Origin of the sequence: Alkalihalobacillus alcalophilus ATCC 27647 = CGMCC 1.3604 (assembly GCF_000292245.2) — a bacterium.
Lineage (GTDB): Bacteria > Bacillota > Bacilli > Bacillales > Bacillaceae_D > Alkalihalobacillus > Alkalihalobacillus alcalophilus.
The window spans coordinates 20,780-36,516 of sequence record NZ_ALPT02000025.1 but is presented as its reverse complement, the minus strand read 5'-3'; the positions used below and the strand labels follow the sequence as shown (position 1 = coordinate 36,516).

Below are 15,737 nucleotides of genomic sequence, written 5' to 3'. Positions count from 1 at the left end.
AACAGGCTCCGCTTTATAAATAAGGAGGTTTGGTTATGAGTAGTCTTCCTAATCTGGAGCAAAAGGAAAAAGCTATTAAGACGATGACAAAAGAAAAAAGAAACTTCAGGCAAAATCTCGTCGCCTATGCTTTTATTTCACCTTGGCTTTTTGGATTTATCGCAATCATTGTAGGTCCTATGATTTATTCCCTTTATTTATCGTTTACGAGCTATGATTTATTGAGTGCCCCTAGATGGATAGGTTTTGACAATTACATACGGATGTTTACGAATGATCCAAGGTTTTGGACGACTTTAAAAGTGACGCTTATTTTCGTTGCTATTGCTGTACCACTTCGGTTAGTTTTTGCCTTAGCTGTTGCGATGTTAATGAATACGGGTCATCGAGGCTCAGGGTTTTATAGTTTAATTTATTATGTTCCATCAATTATTGGTGGTAGTGTTGCAGTAGCCGTCATCTGGAGACAAATTTTCGGACGTGAAGGGGCGTTGAACCATGTTCTTTCTTGGTTTGGAGTTGAAGGGTATAACTGGTTTGCTCATCCTGATTATGCGTTATCGGTTTTGATCTTGTTAATTGTTTGGCAGTTTGGCTCACCGATGGTTATTTTTCTAGCTGGTTTAAAACAAATTCCACAAGAGCTATATGAAGCGGCAGCAGTTGACGGTTCTAATAAAATTCAATCTTTTTTCAATATCACATTGCCGATGTTGACACCGGTTATTTTCTTTAATCTCATTTTTGCGATTATTAATGGATTTTTAACTTTTACACAGGCTTTCTTAATAACCGCAGGAGGCCCTATTGATAGAACATTACTTTATGCCCTCTATCTTTATCAAAATGCGTTTGAGTATTTCCGGATGGGCTATGCTTCAGCCTTAGCGTGGGTCCTCTTAGTTATTATAGGAGCATTTACTGCGATTATTTTCCTTACGAGCAAAAAATGGGTTTATTATGAATCAGAAGGAGGCAAATCATAATGCTCGATAAAAAATCAAGATTATCATCCATCATTTATCATACATTCATGATTGGTCTTGGGTTTTTGATGATTTATCCTATTTTATGGATGTTTGCTAGCTCTGTAAAACCAGAAGCGGAAATCTTTCATAATGCAGCCTCTTTAATCCCTTCTGTCTTTCAATGGGAAAATTATTCAATCGGTTGGGAAGGTTACGGAAATTTTGGTTTTGATTTATTTTTTAAAAACTCGATGATTGTCACTTCCTTTGTCGTTATCGGAACATTAATTTCTTCGAGTTTAGTCGCTTACGGGTTTGCTCGTTTAAAGTTTAAGTTTCAAAAAGTGTTGTTTGCTTGTTTATTAGGTACGGTGATGTTACCAGTTCAAGTTGTCATTATTCCACAATATATTCTTTTTCATAATATTGGCTGGGTGAATACATTCTTGCCATTAATTGTTCCTGCTTTTTTAGGGGGATCAGCTTTCTTTATCTTTTTGATGGTTCAATTTATTCGTGGTATTCCACGGGAACTAGATGAAGCAGCGACGATTGATGGTTGCAGTCATTTTGGGATCTTTTGGCGGATTATTTTACCTTTATGTAAACCAGCACTCATAACGGTAACGATTTTTGCGTTTATGTGGACATGGGATGATTTCTTTTCTCCGTTAATTTTCCTACAAGATACCAGGTTGTATACGGTCGCTTTAGGGTTAAGAGGTTTTATGGATCCTGATGCGATGACAGCTTGGGGACCATTAATTGCGATGTCATCTCTTTCGTTATTACCACAGTTTATTTTATTCATCTTCTGTCAAAAGTATATCGTGAAAGGGATTGCGACAACGGGATTGAAGTAGTCATGAGATGAATTGTGGAGACGTAAAAATGAATGGATTGAAAGCCTTCCTAGTCGGGGGCTTTTTTGAGTTAATGCTTAGGCTGTATGGAAAACGAACGGCATTAAGAGGACAATTTCCCTTATTAAGAAGAAATGTTTCGCTTAACAATCATAATCTCTGGATACTTGTCATAGAGTGTTATTGTGAACTTATCATGTTTCGAATTTATTTATTTGTACGATGAATTAAGGGAGGTTATGTACGATGACACAGGAGCATCCGTCGAAATTGTCTTTTTCAATTGAAGAATCTGTTTGGTTGAATAAAGGTCAAGAAGTGAAGGAAGTATTGTCAATGTCTTTAGAACCAGAGATTACGATTGAAGAGCATAATCAGCATGTTTATATTAAGGGTGGCTTAAGACTAGTAGGGGAATATGTAGCGGTGAGTCGAGCGGAATCTGAGTTGGATCCGGAACAGCCACTAGAGGAACAAATTTCTTATCGCTCCGTTGAAGAATTTCAATTAACAGAGGAAGGTCAAGGAGAAATTAAGCACTTTTTCCCGATTGATGTAACGATTCCGATAAGTCGTATTCAAAATCTTGATGATGTCTTTGTCGAGGTTGAGTCGTTTGATTATGATTTGCCAGAGAAAAGTTGCATTCAATTGACCGCCGATGTTGGCATTAGTGGGATGGCAACGCATCAAGAAGAAGAGGTGCGTGAGGAGGACGAGGAGTTAGAAATTGAGCCTGAAGCCATACCAGACAATTCTTTAGAAGATACAAGCTTTAGTTTTGAAGCGAGGAAAGTAGAGGAAAAAGAAATACCGGCTCCGATTAGCCCACCTGTTTTTGAAAAAGAAGAAGCACAAGCAGAAGAGGAAGCACCAACTGCGAAGAAATTAGAGCCGGAGTTACAGCCAGTTGAAGAAAGAAAACCATTGGAGTATTTATATAAAGAGAAAAAAACACCAGTTGCTAAAAAGGAAGAGCAGTTTGTGCAAGAGGAGAACCAAGAACGAGAGCCACATGCACAAAACGAGCCATCGTCCCAACAAGAAGACACAACAGAGAAGGAACCTGTTGTTCAAATACATCCGACAGAAGAGGAAGCCCAAGTTGTCGAAGTCGAGCCTGAACTTGAGTATGCACGTTCGAGCCCAGCTGCAATTATAGAGGAAGAAGAGCTAGTGGATGAAGTGCTTGCTGAGGAAGAATATGAAGAGGAAGTAGAGGAAAAAACTCGTAAAGAAGAAAATGCTCTTTATTTAACAAAAATGCTCACAAAGGGTGAAGAAAGATTTTCGAAATGGAAAATGTGCATTATCCAAGAAAATGAGTCACTTGATTCGATTGCCGAGCGCTACGATATACCAACAAGTACGTTAATTCGTTTCAACCGTTTAAAGGAAGAGCAAGTGGAAGAAGGACAAATACTGTACATTCCAGTTTCGAACCAATCGTAATTAACCTAGCTAGACCTGTTAAAACTTTGAGAAAAACGAATCAAAATGTTCACTACTAAGTGGAGTCAATTGTTTTTTGGTTAAACCAAACGGAGGCAGCGGAATGCCCGGAGACTCCTGCGGGATTAGTGAGGGAGGGGAGACCCGCAGCGTTAACGAGGAGGCTCCCGACTCACCCGCGGAACGTGTAGGGCATGCAGCTGGCGGAGTATACCAACGGCTCTTTTCTCGCTTCTGGGCAAACAGGCTACGCTTTTTGTTAAAGGAGTAAAGGGATGGAATTATTGGATTGGCTTAAAGAAAATTATCAATGGAAGGAAGCTCAATTTATTAATCAAGCGATTCTTGAAACCGATCAAGGGCGAAAAAAAATTCAATACTGGCTTAATAAAGAAATCTTAGATTGGCATATCGTATGGCGTGACTGTTGCAGTGTCACGCCTCATGTGTTAGTTGATAGAATGATTCGCACCAAAGCAGAAGAACCATTTGTAGAGTGGAAAGATGGTTGGGTTACGGTTCATGATGAAATTGAGGATTACTTTTTGGAAAAAGGAAAAGAAATTGAATGGGGCACTTTTTTCGGAGCGCTGATTCGTTTTGGGCAATTGACTAAAGCTGAAGTTAAGGAACAAAAGCGTTTCTCACGTAAGTACGAAGAAATTTCTAATTTGTTACCAGTTATCAAAAGTGAACAAAGAGCAATTTTATCAGATTGTTTAAAAGAAGTTCACTTTCGAGTTAAAAAGTCCGAACAATTGGTTAAATTAGCAGGTAGTGAGCAAGTTCCGTTAATGGACAACATTTATTCAGTTAGGCAAGCGAAAAAAGTGTATGAAGTTCTTTTTTGGAATGGGACAGTTGAAGCTCCAGTACGTTCTTATCAAGGGTTACGACAGCTTTTTCTTTATTGGCTTCAAGAGCATGGAGAGGAATCGTTAGAAAAAGTAGTAGAAACGATGCGAACGGTTGAAGGTTTTCCAGATGAGCAAGTGATGTTATTTATCGCTGAATGCCTGATTCCTTACGAATTAAATCGAGTCGCGGAAGAAATTCAAAGGACCGATGTGACAGATCATGATATTGAACAAGCTATCCGCTTTTCACTTATTGAATGGGAGCGCTCAAAAAAGCTCGTTACCTTTATGAGTCGATGGTTAGATCAGAAAAAGAAGGTGAGTACAAGATGAGGCAAGAACAAGAGAATCCGTATTCATCGATTTTATTTTATTACGATGTGTACCCTCAGTCGATTGAAGAACATGGAAAAATCAAAAGGATTTCCACTTCCCGTGGAGATTTTGCTTTAAAGGAAACAACGATGACCCCACTTCAAGCGGATGAATTTGTACAGGCGATGAGGATGCTAGCCAAACATAATTATCATCAAGTAATCCCGATTATTCCGACCAAGTACGGAGAATATACGATTTCAACGAATTCTCATACGTATTATTTAATGCCTTGGGTCGAACCTGTGGAGTATTTAGGGAGAGAATCACAAGAAGAAAAGCTGATTGCTCAAATGGCGATTGTTCATCGTGTCACCGTGCAAACACAGAAATTCTCAAAGGAGACAATTGAAAAATCGTATAATCGCTTATTATCTCACTGGGAATTGAGGCGACTTGAACTATCTCGTTTTGCTGACCTTGCCGAGGCGAAGACGTATATGTCTCCTTTTGAACTCTCCTTTATTACTCATGCTCATATGCTCGATCAGATGGCAGAACGAGCGGAGTATCATTTAGAGAAGTGGTATGAAATTTGTTTAGAGAAGGAAAAATATCGAACTGTTTTATGTCATGGACGTCTGTCACGCTCTCATTCGATTATTAACATGGAAAATGAACCTCTCCTCATCAATTTTGAACGAGCGAGCATAGATACACCGGCACGAGATATTGCGGGGTTTTGCCGCTACAGTTTTCCAAGAGCAATGTGGTCTGAAGAAGAAGTGTTAAAGTGGTTTTTTCGTTATGAAAAACATTTGCCGTTACTTGATGAAGAAAAACATCTCATTTGTGCCTATCTAAATTTTCCAGAGCCGATTGTATTTGCGGTTGAAGCATACGTACAGAAAAAACGTTCCAGAAGTGAAATTGAACATGTACAACGCTTAGAGAAACGTCTCCTTTCGATGCGAAAAGTGCAAAGATTGACACAAAAATTAATTGTCGAACAAGAACAGGAGCAACAATAAGAACGTTCTCTTTCAAGTGAAGGGAACGTTTTTTCTATGTTAAAGTTTTACCATAACTTAAACCAAATCGAACAATATAACACAACCATTATCGTCAACAAAAAAAGATCAAAGGTTGTCGGGAGTAAAATGGTTCGAATAAATTGAAAGCAAATAAGTGGAACGAGAATTTGAGCACAAATCGTTTTTATTTTGAATGACCAAGCGGGGCGACAGGGCTTCTTATAATAACGCATTCGTTTTCGCATGTACGACTAACTCCTTTTGTACGGTTTAGATATTACAGCCTATGCGATTACAGAAGAAATGGAGACTTACTTGTTCATTTTCTAAAAAGAAGATGAATAAAAACCGGAAAATGGGCGATGCTGATATTGACAATTAACATTATCGTTGAGTAAAATAACGTATACATATTTTTTTTATATAGTAGAAAAAAGCTTTGAGTAGGAAGAGTACATTCAGAACCTTTTAGAGAGAAGAATCCTTGGCTGTAAGATTCTTTAAGCTGTATGAATGGAAGGTCGCCTATGAGCCACTTAACTGAAAGACAGTAGGTTAAGTCGGGAAAACCCGTTAACATGTTGAGTGTACACGAATGCTCTTTTATTTGTGTAAACAAAGGTGGTACCGCGAATCAACTCTCTTCGTCCTTTGGATGGAGGGAGTTTTTGTATGTTCTAAAAGGAATAAAATGTAAAGGGCGAGTCTTTATTTCTCAAAGTGAGATTCATATGTTAAAGGAGCAAAAAATCTTCCATAAGTATTCCTTAATAGTGGAGCGAGCTCGTTTTTTGTTGTTCAAAATGGAGCCAGCTAAAAGAATATAAATCAAATAATTGGAGTGATGACAGTGGAAAATCAAAACCATGAAATGCCAACCAAATATAATCCACAAGAAACAGAAAAAAAATGGTATTCACAATGGCTTGACGGTAAGTTTTTTGAAGCAACAGGGGATGAATCGAAAAAACCATATTCGATCGTGATTCCGCCGCCAAATGTAACCGGAAAACTACATTTAGGTCATGCTTGGGACTTAACGCTACAAGATATTATTGCGAGAACAAAACGGATGCAAGGTAATGATATGTTATGGCTACCAGGAATGGACCATGCCGGAATTGCAACCCAAGCAAAAGTAGAAGCAAAGTTAAAAGAAGAAGGTACGAATCGTTATGAATTAGGACGTGAGAAGTTTTTAGAAAAGTCTTGGGAATGGAAAGAGGAGTATGCGGGCTTTATTCGTGATCAATGGTCAAAAGTAGGGATTTCTGTTGACTACTCACGTGAGCGTTTTACCCTTGATGAAGGTTTATCAAAAGCAGTTCGTGAAGTATTTGTTTCCTTATATGAAAAAGGGTTCATTTACCGCGGCGAGTATATTATTAACTGGGATCCGCAAACGAAAACCGCTTTATCGGACATTGAAGTTATTTATAAGGATGTCCAAGGAGCATTTTATCATATGAACTATCCATTAACGGATGGCAGTGGTTCAATTCATGTTGCGACAACTCGTCCAGAGACGATGCTTGGCGATACGGCCGTTGCGGTTCACCCTGAAGATGAGCGTTACAAGCATTTAATTGGCAAAACCGTGACTTTACCAATTACCAATCGTGAAATTCCAATCGTTGCCGATGATTATGTTGATATGGAATTTGGCTCAGGTGCGGTAAAAATTACCCCAGCCCATGATCCAAATGATTTTGAAATTGGAAACCGTCATAATCTTGAACGTGTTTTAGTTATGAATGAAGACGGAACAATGAATGAAAATGCAGGTGAGTACCAAGGGTTAGACCGTTTTGCTTGCCGTAAAAAAATTGTTCGTGACCTTCAAGAAGCGGGCGTTTTATTCGAAATTGAAGAGCATATGCATTCGGTTGGTCACTCAGAGCGTAGTGGTGCCGTTGTTGAGCCATATTTATCAACACAATGGTTTGTTAAAATGCAGCCATTAGCGGATGAAGCGATAAAACTTCAACAAACAGAAGGAAAAGTCAACTTTGTTCCAGAACGTTTTGAAGGAACGTATCTTCGTTGGATGGAAAACATTCGTGATTGGTGCATTTCCAGACAATTATGGTGGGGGCATCGGATTCCAGCTTGGTATCATAAAGAAACAGGTGAATTATACGTAGGCCGTGAAGAACCAGCAGATATTGAAAATTGGCATCAAGATGAGGATGTTTTAGATACATGGTTCAGCTCTGCTTTATGGCCATTCTCAACAATGGGTTGGCCAGATGAGCAGGCAATTGATTTCAAACGTTACTATCCAACAAGTGCTCTTGTAACAGGTTATGACATCATTTTCTTCTGGGTATCAAGAATGATTTTCCAAGGAATTGAGTTTACTGAAGAGCGTCCATTTAAAGATGTCTTAATCCACGGGTTAATTCGTGATTCCGAAGGCCGCAAAATGAGTAAGTCACTAGGTAATGGGGTTGACCCAATTGAAGTCATTGACAAATACGGGGCCGATGCGTTGAGATTTTTCTTAGCAACAGGAAGCTCGCCTGGGAATGACCTTCGCTTCTATTGGGAAAAAGTTGAATCCACGTGGAACTTTGGTAATAAAATTTGGAATGCTTCGCGTTTTGCTTTAATGAATATGGAAGGCTTAACATATGATGAAATTGATTTCAGTGGTGAAAAATCAATCGCCGATAAATGGATTTTAACTCGCCTTCAAGAAACGATTGAAGATGTGACTCGTTTAATTGAAGTTTATGAGTTTGGTGAGGTTGGGCGCCTTCTTTACAACTTTATTTGGGATGATTTCTGTGACTGGTATATTGAAATGGCGAAGTTACCACTTTACGGTGAAGATGAGGCAGCAAAGAAAACGACTCGTTCGATTTTAGCTTATGTTTTGGATCAAACGATGCGTTTATTGCACCCGTTTATGCCGTTTATTACCGAGGAAATATGGCAGCACTTGCCGCATAAAGGCGAATCAATCACTGTTGCTGCTTGGCCAACAAAGGTTGAAGAATATATTTTCCCTGAAGCGAACAAGGACATGGAGCTTTTAAAAGAAATCATTCGCTCGATCCGTAACACTCGTTCAGAGTTAAATGTACCAATGAGTAAACAAATCGAAATGGTCGTTCAAGCGAAGGATGCAGATGTTCTCGACCAATTACAACGTGGCGAAGAGTATCTTGTGAAATTCTGTAATCCTAGTAAGCTTGAAATGGGTACAGACGTAACCGCTCCAGATAAATCAATGTCAAACGTGTTAACCGGAGTGGAAATTTATTTACCATTGGCTGGCTTACTTGATATCGATGCAGAGATTGCTCGCCTTGGAAAAGAAGTAGAGAAACTTAATAAGGAAGTAGAGCGGGTTGAGAAAAAATTGAACAACCAAGGCTTCCTAGCAAAAGCACCAGAAAAAGTGATTGAAGAAGAAAAAGCAAAACAAGCTGACTACACAGCAAAACGTGAATCAGTTCAAGCACGAATTGCTGAATTACAAGGCTAAAGTTGATTAAATGAAAGCAAAACTCCCTTTCTTACGAGAATGGGAGTTTTGCTTATTTGATTCTAAAAGGTCCCCAATGAAGCCCAAATCCTTGTCGACATATTAAACTTAAAGCAGGATGCGGCTATAAGCATATTCACATAAATCTTCTTATCAATGATTAACAGTTGCTTCTTCTATAACTTCTTCAGGCACGATTATTTCTCCGATTTCATTGAAACGAGCAAACGTTGCATTTGTTTCAATGTAGGCAACACATTCATTGTTATCGGCTAAAATATTAAATGTGAAGGAATACATATAAGACGATTCTTTATCTACATAAATAAAAAGCTCCATTTCTAAATGCTTCTCTAAGTCAAAGCCTTGAAAGGATAAATCAAAAGGTTTTTGAAAGGCATAAAAGACATTGCTATCATTTCCAAAATATTTAATTTCATAATGATGAGCTGTTTCCTCAACGGTAACGATATCTTGGATCTCAAGCAAGCCGTTGGCGATGTTTGTATAACTCGTATCAGAGTCGGTAACGAGTGGCTCGCTTGGACCGCTGAGCCAGTCCGTCTCTCCCTCATTTAAATACATGACATCATAATCTTGATAATATTCAGCTCTTGAATATTCGCCATCTTCTTCAACCGTTAATTCGATATAAGCGTAGGTAAAGTCTTCGTATAGTTCACCAGCCATTGTTAATGTCGCATAAAAAAATGAAAAGGGTGACGGACAAAAACATCATTAATTTTTTACTCACAAAAACACCTCCAAACTTATATATAGCTTTAAAAAGGTAGAATATTAATAGGGAGCCTTAAATTGTTAAAAATAAGGCAGAGCTCATAGGGAAATAGGGTTGGGATTAATTGGTAATAAAATAATACCTTCCGTTAGCCTTGTTTTTCATTTTGATAAAACCATTGAAACAACTGACTAACGATCTGTATAATAGGAAATTATGAGCACATAAGCTAGGGGTTGGAAAAGGTGAAAAAGGCATCAGAAGCGATTAGTTGGATTCATAGTTTATTACCGTTTGGCATTAAGCCGGGATTAAAACGAATGGAATGGATGCTTGAGCGGTTAGAGAATCCAGAAAAAAAATCGACGTTTATACATATAGCAGGTACGAATGGGAAAGGCTCGACAGTCAGTTATTTACGGAATATCTTGGAGTCCGCTGGTTACTCGGTTGGTACGTTCACCTCTCCTTTTATTGAATGTTTTGAAGAACGGATTTCTTTAAATGGACATCCGATTTCTGAAGAAGACCTTTTGAGAGCGGCTAATAAAATCCGTCCACTCGTAGAAGAGCTTGCCAAAACAGAACTTAGTTCGCCGACTGAATTTGAAGTGATTACAACGATGGCTTTTGAGCATTTTGCTCATCAAGCTAATCCTGACTTTGTTTTAATGGAGGTTGGGTTAGGAGGTCGTTTTGACTCAACGAATGTTCTTACCCCGATTGCATCTGTGATCACTTCGATTGGACATGATCATATGCATATATTAGGTAATTCCATTGAGGAAATCGCTAGTGAAAAAGCAGGGATTATTAAAGCGGGAGTTCCCGTTATTTCAGGAGTCCTTGATCCTAAAGCAGCGAATGTGATCCAACAAGTGGCTAGGAATATGAATGCCAACCTATATGAATTAAACCGTGATTTTTCTTATCAAAAGAAAAAAATGAATGAAAAAGAGCAACACTTTTCCTTTTTATCTGATGGATTTACGATTGAACAAGCAATCATTGAGATGAAAGGGGAGCATCAGTTACAAAATGCGAGTGTTGCCCTCAAAACAATTGCGTTATTAAAGGAAGATCACAAGCTTCACATAACGGAAGATCATATTCTTAAAGGGCTTAAGCAAACGAGCTGGATTGGCCGTTTTGAAATTTTAAGTAGTGATCCATTAGTCGTAATTGATGGAGCCCATAATGAGGAAGGACTTCAAGCATTAGCAGAAACGTTAAAGTCCCAGTATCCAACAAGAAATTATCGTTTTGTCTTTTCAGCGACAAAAGAGAAGGATACCGGCATCTTGCTCGCCCCATTTAAAAACATGGACGCCTACTTTACGTTTACGGAATTTGAATTTTTTAAAGCAGCGACAGCGAAGGAATTGTATGAGAATGCTCCCATCCAGCAAAAGTCGTTACAGCCGAACTGGAGAGTGGCTGTTAAGGAAGCACTTAAATCCCTAGAAGAGAATGAGATGCTTATTATTACAGGATCGCTTTATTTTATTTCGGATATTAGGAAAGCATATCAGCAAGGGGAATGGGATTTGGTGAAGATTTAATGGGATGCGGGTTAAAAAACAAGAGGTGAATCTCTTGTTTTTTGCATTAAAGGCATTTTTTTGAATGTAAAGATGTTGAAATTAATATTTCTTTGTAGCCATATTTGAATAATACTTGAATTTTATGCTTCGGCTACGGCTTCATAGAAAAATTCACAGTTACATAGTTATAGTTAGCGGTCCATATATTGGTTCGACAAAGTGACTGTATCAGAGAATTGTGTGCGGTAATATTCGAAAAATTAGTGCTATACATCCAGTAAAATATCAAGAATAGGTTGATAGTTTTACTAGATGTATGAAAAGGTGTTGACGAATATTGTGGCTGAAGCCCTTTAATATTTTAAATTTATGGTAGTTTTTGAGGGAATTCAGGAAACGTGGGGAAGTAAGGATTTAAGTCTAAAATTGGAACATTAATTAATTCATTTGCCTGTATTAATCTGCCTCGATCATCATGTTCAGTTGGACCTGTATAGGTAAATTTACCACCTACAACTAATTTAGTATGGCCTATCCAATGTTGATTAAACGAAATCAAGTTTTTAATATAGGCATTACCAGCTACATCAAAAGTAACATTAGCATCTATCCATAAACCATTATTGGCATAAAAGTCTCGAGAAATCATAAAAGTACTATCTTGTTTAATGTTAATTGAATCTTTAACTTTTAAATCTCTTGACGATACATAATTTTCATATCTTGTAATTATTTTCCCGTTAATATGAGCATCTAAATCCACAAAAACCCCAGCACCAGTATTTAACAGTGATAAGTCCCCATCTATCATCATATGACCACCGATATTTATTTTGTTATGCGAAAATAGAGTGAGGTTTCTAGTGAAAACATCCTTACCGATATTTATTTTATTTGCTGAATCGTTCAAAGAAACATCTGCATTTATATAAAGAGAGTCAGAGACTTCTAATGTAGAGCTTGACAATAAATTTAATGGTGAATTGGTAATTAAGGAACCGTTATTAAGTACTAATGTTGCCCCCGCATTAACAGTAGTTTTCATTACATCAAATTCATAAGAACCATCGCTTAGAGCGATCTTTTCTCCCCACCAGAAACTTAACTCACCAGTAGTTGTGTTACAAATTATTTTTTGATTTTGATTTGCTAAGTTACTAAAGTCTGAATTTGATGGATATTTAAATGGAGTATTAGGTAAACAAGTGACTTTATGATCTGCTTTAGGTGGAATTGGTCTATCATCCTCATTCTCCACTACTATTGGCAACGAAACGGCCATTAACCGTCGAGCCATTTGGATCTTTTCATCTCCACCTCTTACTGTCAATTCCACCAAGTTCTCATTTAGAAGCTCTATTCTTTGAACATTAGTAAGGAGTGTCGTTGGTTGGCTATCTTTTTGCTGTAGAAGCTCACCATTCATAATTTCGTAAGTGATAGTGTTTCCATCTACTATCACTTCGACTCTATTATCAATAGCGTTTAACTCACTCGCATTCTCCACATTCCTCTTCATCTCTGCAATTGCTGCTTGTAATTCTATTCGTTCGCTTGTGGCTTGTTGGAAGGTGTCTTGGGCGATGTTTTGTTGGAAAATCACATAGGTTGCGCCTCCGAATATAAGAGTAATCAATGTTAGGGCGGCGAGTAGTTCGATTATGGAGAGTCCTTGTTCATTTTTCCACCATTTTTTCATGAGGCACCTCCGTTTTGTGGTTTTGTTTCCCAATTCATGATGTTAAGTTGTTGGACTTGGTTTCCTTGTTTTAATAACTCAAAGGTGGCTTCAGTGACCATGTTTTTAATCGTTTCTGCTTCCTCTTTTGTGGCGGTGCTTGTAATTTTCAGTTGGTCTGAATTTATTTCGCAATGAATGGAAATCGAATATCCGTTCAATTCCGTAGTGAGTTCTGGTGGCAAAATGCAAGTGTTGCTTTCAAGCTGTAACACTTTTGCTTGGTCTACATAAATGAAACTAATCATTTGTTCTACTCCCGCTTCAGCCGCAAAAGTAGCGGTCATTTGTTCGGTACGAATGGAGTTTCCTTTAAATTCGCTCGTTAATGTTTGAAGAACAAGTAATAAACCTAATAAAGCTACCGTTGTAAAAATGAGCACCATTGGCAGGGCCATGCCCTTTTGGTTATGTAACTTCTTCATTCTGATGTCACCTCACCACCGATAAATAAGTTCGTCATTAATGTAATTGGTGTTGTATAGAGCGGACTTGAGGAGTTTTTGGCTGTGACCGTTACGCTTACCTCAATAAGATGCTCATTTTGAGGGTTTATTTGTAATGAGACGACAAAATCTTCATTACTTGTACTAGATTCATAGATTTCGTAGTCAAATTTATTGTCTATTGAACCTAAAGCTAAATCTCGTGCCGCTCGGATTTTTTCAAGCTCACTTTGAGCAAGAAAGGTCGCTTCTATTTTTTCTGAATTCAATTCGTTCGCTTTCATTCCATTACCGAGTACATAAGCAAAGGAAAGTCCAAAAATTAATAGCAACGTTAACGAAACGATGACTTCTATTAAAGTGAACCCTTGTGAATGGTTGATTATTTTTTTAGGTAAGAAACTAAATGAATTCATAAGATTTCCCCTTATTTTGACATGGAAATAATAAAATCTGTCACTTTCTAATTTAATCTCTTTATTATACAATAATAAAAAAGAACTAGATATAAAGTAACTTAATTTTTTAGGTAGTTTTATATATATAGGGTTTTGTTAAGAGTATCATTCTTTTTAACCGGTAAGTAAAGACTGAAATGAAGAGGAGTGGAAAAATGGCGGTTAAACAAAGGAAACGATTGGGAGATTTATTAGTTGATGCCAATTTAATTTCAGTCCAGCAGCTACAGCGAGCGTTAACGGTCAAAAAGCCAGGACAAAAGTTAGGAAATTACTTAGTCCATGAACAAATGATTACAGAGGAACAACTTGTCGATGCTCTTGAAGTTCAACTTGGTATTAGTCGAGTAAGTTTAAATCGTTTTCCGTTCGAACCACATTTGTTTCGATTCGTACCTAAAGATTTTGCTTCCAAGAATGAATTGATTCCATTAAGTCAAAATGGCAATAAAATTGTCGTCGCGATGGCGGATCCGATGGATTTTTTTGCGATTGAAGATTTGCGCATGATGACATCATTTCAAATTGAGCCTGTCTTAGCTTTACGTGAAGAGATCATTCGAGCGATTGAGCGGTATTACCAGCTCGATAGTTCGGTTGTTAAGGAATTGTCCCAGGAAGCTGAAAAGGATTTAAATGAAGCCGATGAGCAAATCACAGACGAAGCAGCTCCGATGATTCAGCTTGTCAATCAAGTGTTGTTCTCAGCTCATAAGCAACGGGCGAGTGATATTCATATAGAACCATTTGAGAATCGTGTCTTTATTCGCTACCGCATTGACGGTAGGCTCAAGACAGTTCGGACGTTTCCAAAAGGGATTCATTCTGCTTTAATAGCAAGGGTTAAAATTATGGCGAACTTAAACATCACGGATCATCGTCTACCACAAGACGGGCGGACGAAGTTTTCGATTGAAGGAGAAGTGATGGATTTACGTATTTCAACTTTGCCGACGATTTTTGGTGAAAAGATTGTGATTCGGTTATTAAACGCAAGTCAACTCGTTTTGAATTTATCGGAATTAGATTTTAATGGATATAATTTAGCGACTTTTCGTAAGTTAATTGAGCAACCATCGGGATTAATTCTCTTAACAGGTCCGACCGGTTCAGGGAAAACCTCAACATTATATACGGCACTTCAGCATCTTAATAAAGAAGAAAGTAATATCGTCACGATTGAAGATCCTGTTGAATATCAGCTTGAAGGTATTAATCAAGTCCAAGTGAATAACCAATTTGGCCTTAATTTTGCGACTGGACTACGTTCAATCTTAAGGCAGGATCCAAACATTGTGATGATTGGTGAAATTCGTGATAAAGAAACGGCAGAGATTGCGATTCGCGCCTCATTAACGGGTCATCTCGTTTTTAGTACTTTACATACGAATGATGCGATTGCTTCGATTCCACGATTGATCGATATGGGAATGGAGCCCTATTTAGTTGTATCAGCTTTGTCGGGTGTCGTTACACAACGTTTAGTTAGGAAAGTATGTAATCACTGTAAAGAGAGTTATGAACCAACTGTCATGGAAAAAGAGCTATTAGAAAAATATCAAATTGTGACTAATAAGATTTATCGCGGAAAAGGCTGCCCTGCTTGTGATGATAGTGGTTATCAAGGAAGAATGGCGATTCATGAGCTCTTCCAATTGGATCAAGGGTTAAGAGAACTCTTAATGAACCAAAAATCATTACATGCAGTTAGGGAAGAAGCGAAAAACAAAGGGATGGTTTTATTAGTAGAAGACGGCTTAAGGAAAGTGGAAGCTGGACTTACAACGATTGAGGAAGTATTAAAGGTAGCGTTTGACCATTAACGGGGGT

The 15,737-nt window shown here is 38.0% G+C and carries 12 protein-coding genes and 1 other annotated feature; of the genes, 8 read left to right on the top strand and 4 right to left on the bottom strand.

Features of this window, described 5'->3' with window-relative positions:
- Positions 1 to 35: 35 nt before the first annotated feature.
- The 6 genes from BALCAV_RS08695 to BALCAV_RS08665 all read left to right on the top strand — a co-directional run bounded on the left by BALCAV_RS08695 (position 36) and on the right by BALCAV_RS08665 (position 8,982).
- Positions 36 to 986: a carbohydrate ABC transporter permease gene (locus BALCAV_RS08695; protein ID WP_003324483.1), complete on the top strand. Its 951-nt coding sequence runs from the start codon at positions 36 to 38 to the stop codon at positions 984 to 986.
- Positions 986 to 1,831 (top strand): carbohydrate ABC transporter permease, encoded by an 846-nt coding sequence (locus BALCAV_RS08690; RefSeq protein WP_003324484.1) that lies wholly within the window; start codon positions 986 to 988, stop codon positions 1,829 to 1,831. The genes BALCAV_RS08695 and BALCAV_RS08690 overlap by 1 nt, the downstream gene beginning before the upstream one ends.
- Before the next feature lie 246 nt (positions 1,832 to 2,077).
- Entirely contained in the window at positions 2,078 to 3,283 is a 1,206-nt protein-coding gene (spoVID, locus tag BALCAV_RS08680) for a stage VI sporulation protein D (RefSeq protein WP_003324486.1), read from the top strand.
- Positions 3,284 to 3,558: 275 nt separating this feature from the next.
- Positions 3,559 to 4,473 (top strand): hypothetical protein, encoded by a 915-nt coding sequence (locus BALCAV_RS08675; RefSeq protein ID WP_003320505.1) that lies wholly within the window; start codon positions 3,559 to 3,561, stop codon positions 4,471 to 4,473.
- A complete protein-coding gene (gene ysxE, locus BALCAV_RS08670; RefSeq protein ID WP_003320504.1) occupies positions 4,470 to 5,486 on the top strand; it encodes a spore coat protein YsxE in 1,017 nt (338 codons plus the stop codon). Before BALCAV_RS08675 ends, ysxE begins: the two co-directional genes overlap by 4 nt.
- A gap of 433 nt (positions 5,487 to 5,919) precedes the next feature.
- Positions 5,920 to 6,144: a binding site (T-box leader), on the top strand.
- Between the two features lie 216 nt (positions 6,145 to 6,360).
- Positions 6,361 to 8,982: a valine--tRNA ligase gene (locus BALCAV_RS08665; RefSeq protein ID WP_200880884.1), complete on the top strand. Its 2,622-nt coding sequence runs from the start codon at positions 6,361 to 6,363 to the stop codon at positions 8,980 to 8,982.
- A gap of 153 nt (positions 8,983 to 9,135) precedes the next feature.
- On the opposite strand, the gene BALCAV_RS08660 is transcribed toward BALCAV_RS08665, so the two are convergent.
- The gene (locus BALCAV_RS08660; RefSeq protein ID WP_003320499.1) at positions 9,136 to 9,672 is read right to left on the bottom strand and encodes a DUF6612 family protein; all 537 of its coding nucleotides are present in this window, start codon (positions 9,670 to 9,672) and stop codon (positions 9,136 to 9,138) included.
- 294 nt (positions 9,673 to 9,966) lie between these two features.
- Between BALCAV_RS08660 and BALCAV_RS08655 the strand changes: the two genes are divergently transcribed.
- Positions 9,967 to 11,283 (top strand): bifunctional folylpolyglutamate synthase/dihydrofolate synthase, encoded by a 1,317-nt coding sequence (locus BALCAV_RS08655; RefSeq protein WP_003320497.1) that lies wholly within the window; start codon positions 9,967 to 9,969, stop codon positions 11,281 to 11,283.
- 349 nt (positions 11,284 to 11,632) lie between these two features.
- Here BALCAV_RS08655 and BALCAV_RS08650 read toward each other — a convergent pair whose 3' ends face one another.
- Genes BALCAV_RS08650 through BALCAV_RS08640 form a run of 3 tightly spaced genes read right to left on the bottom strand, consistent with a single transcriptional unit; the run spans position 11,633 to position 13,865 of the window.
- Positions 11,633 to 12,964 (bottom strand): hypothetical protein, encoded by a 1,332-nt coding sequence (locus BALCAV_RS08650; protein WP_003320496.1) that lies wholly within the window; start codon positions 12,962 to 12,964, stop codon positions 11,633 to 11,635.
- Positions 12,961 to 13,428 (bottom strand): hypothetical protein, encoded by a 468-nt coding sequence (locus BALCAV_RS08645; RefSeq protein ID WP_003320495.1) that lies wholly within the window; start codon positions 13,426 to 13,428, stop codon positions 12,961 to 12,963. The genes BALCAV_RS08650 and BALCAV_RS08645 overlap by 4 nt, the downstream gene beginning before the upstream one ends.
- On the bottom strand, positions 13,425 to 13,865 hold the full coding sequence (locus BALCAV_RS08640; protein WP_003320493.1) for a type IV pilus modification PilV family protein: 441 nt from the start codon (positions 13,863 to 13,865) through the stop codon (positions 13,425 to 13,427). The genes BALCAV_RS08645 and BALCAV_RS08640 overlap by 4 nt, the downstream gene beginning before the upstream one ends.
- A 197-nt stretch (positions 13,866 to 14,062) precedes the next feature.
- Here BALCAV_RS08640 and BALCAV_RS08635 point away from each other — a divergent pair, with 197 nt between their 5' ends.
- Positions 14,063 to 15,730, top strand: coding sequence for a GspE/PulE family protein (locus tag BALCAV_RS08635; RefSeq protein WP_003320491.1), 1,668 nt, complete (start codon positions 14,063 to 14,065; stop codon positions 15,728 to 15,730).
- Positions 15,731 to 15,737: the final 7 nt, after the last annotated feature.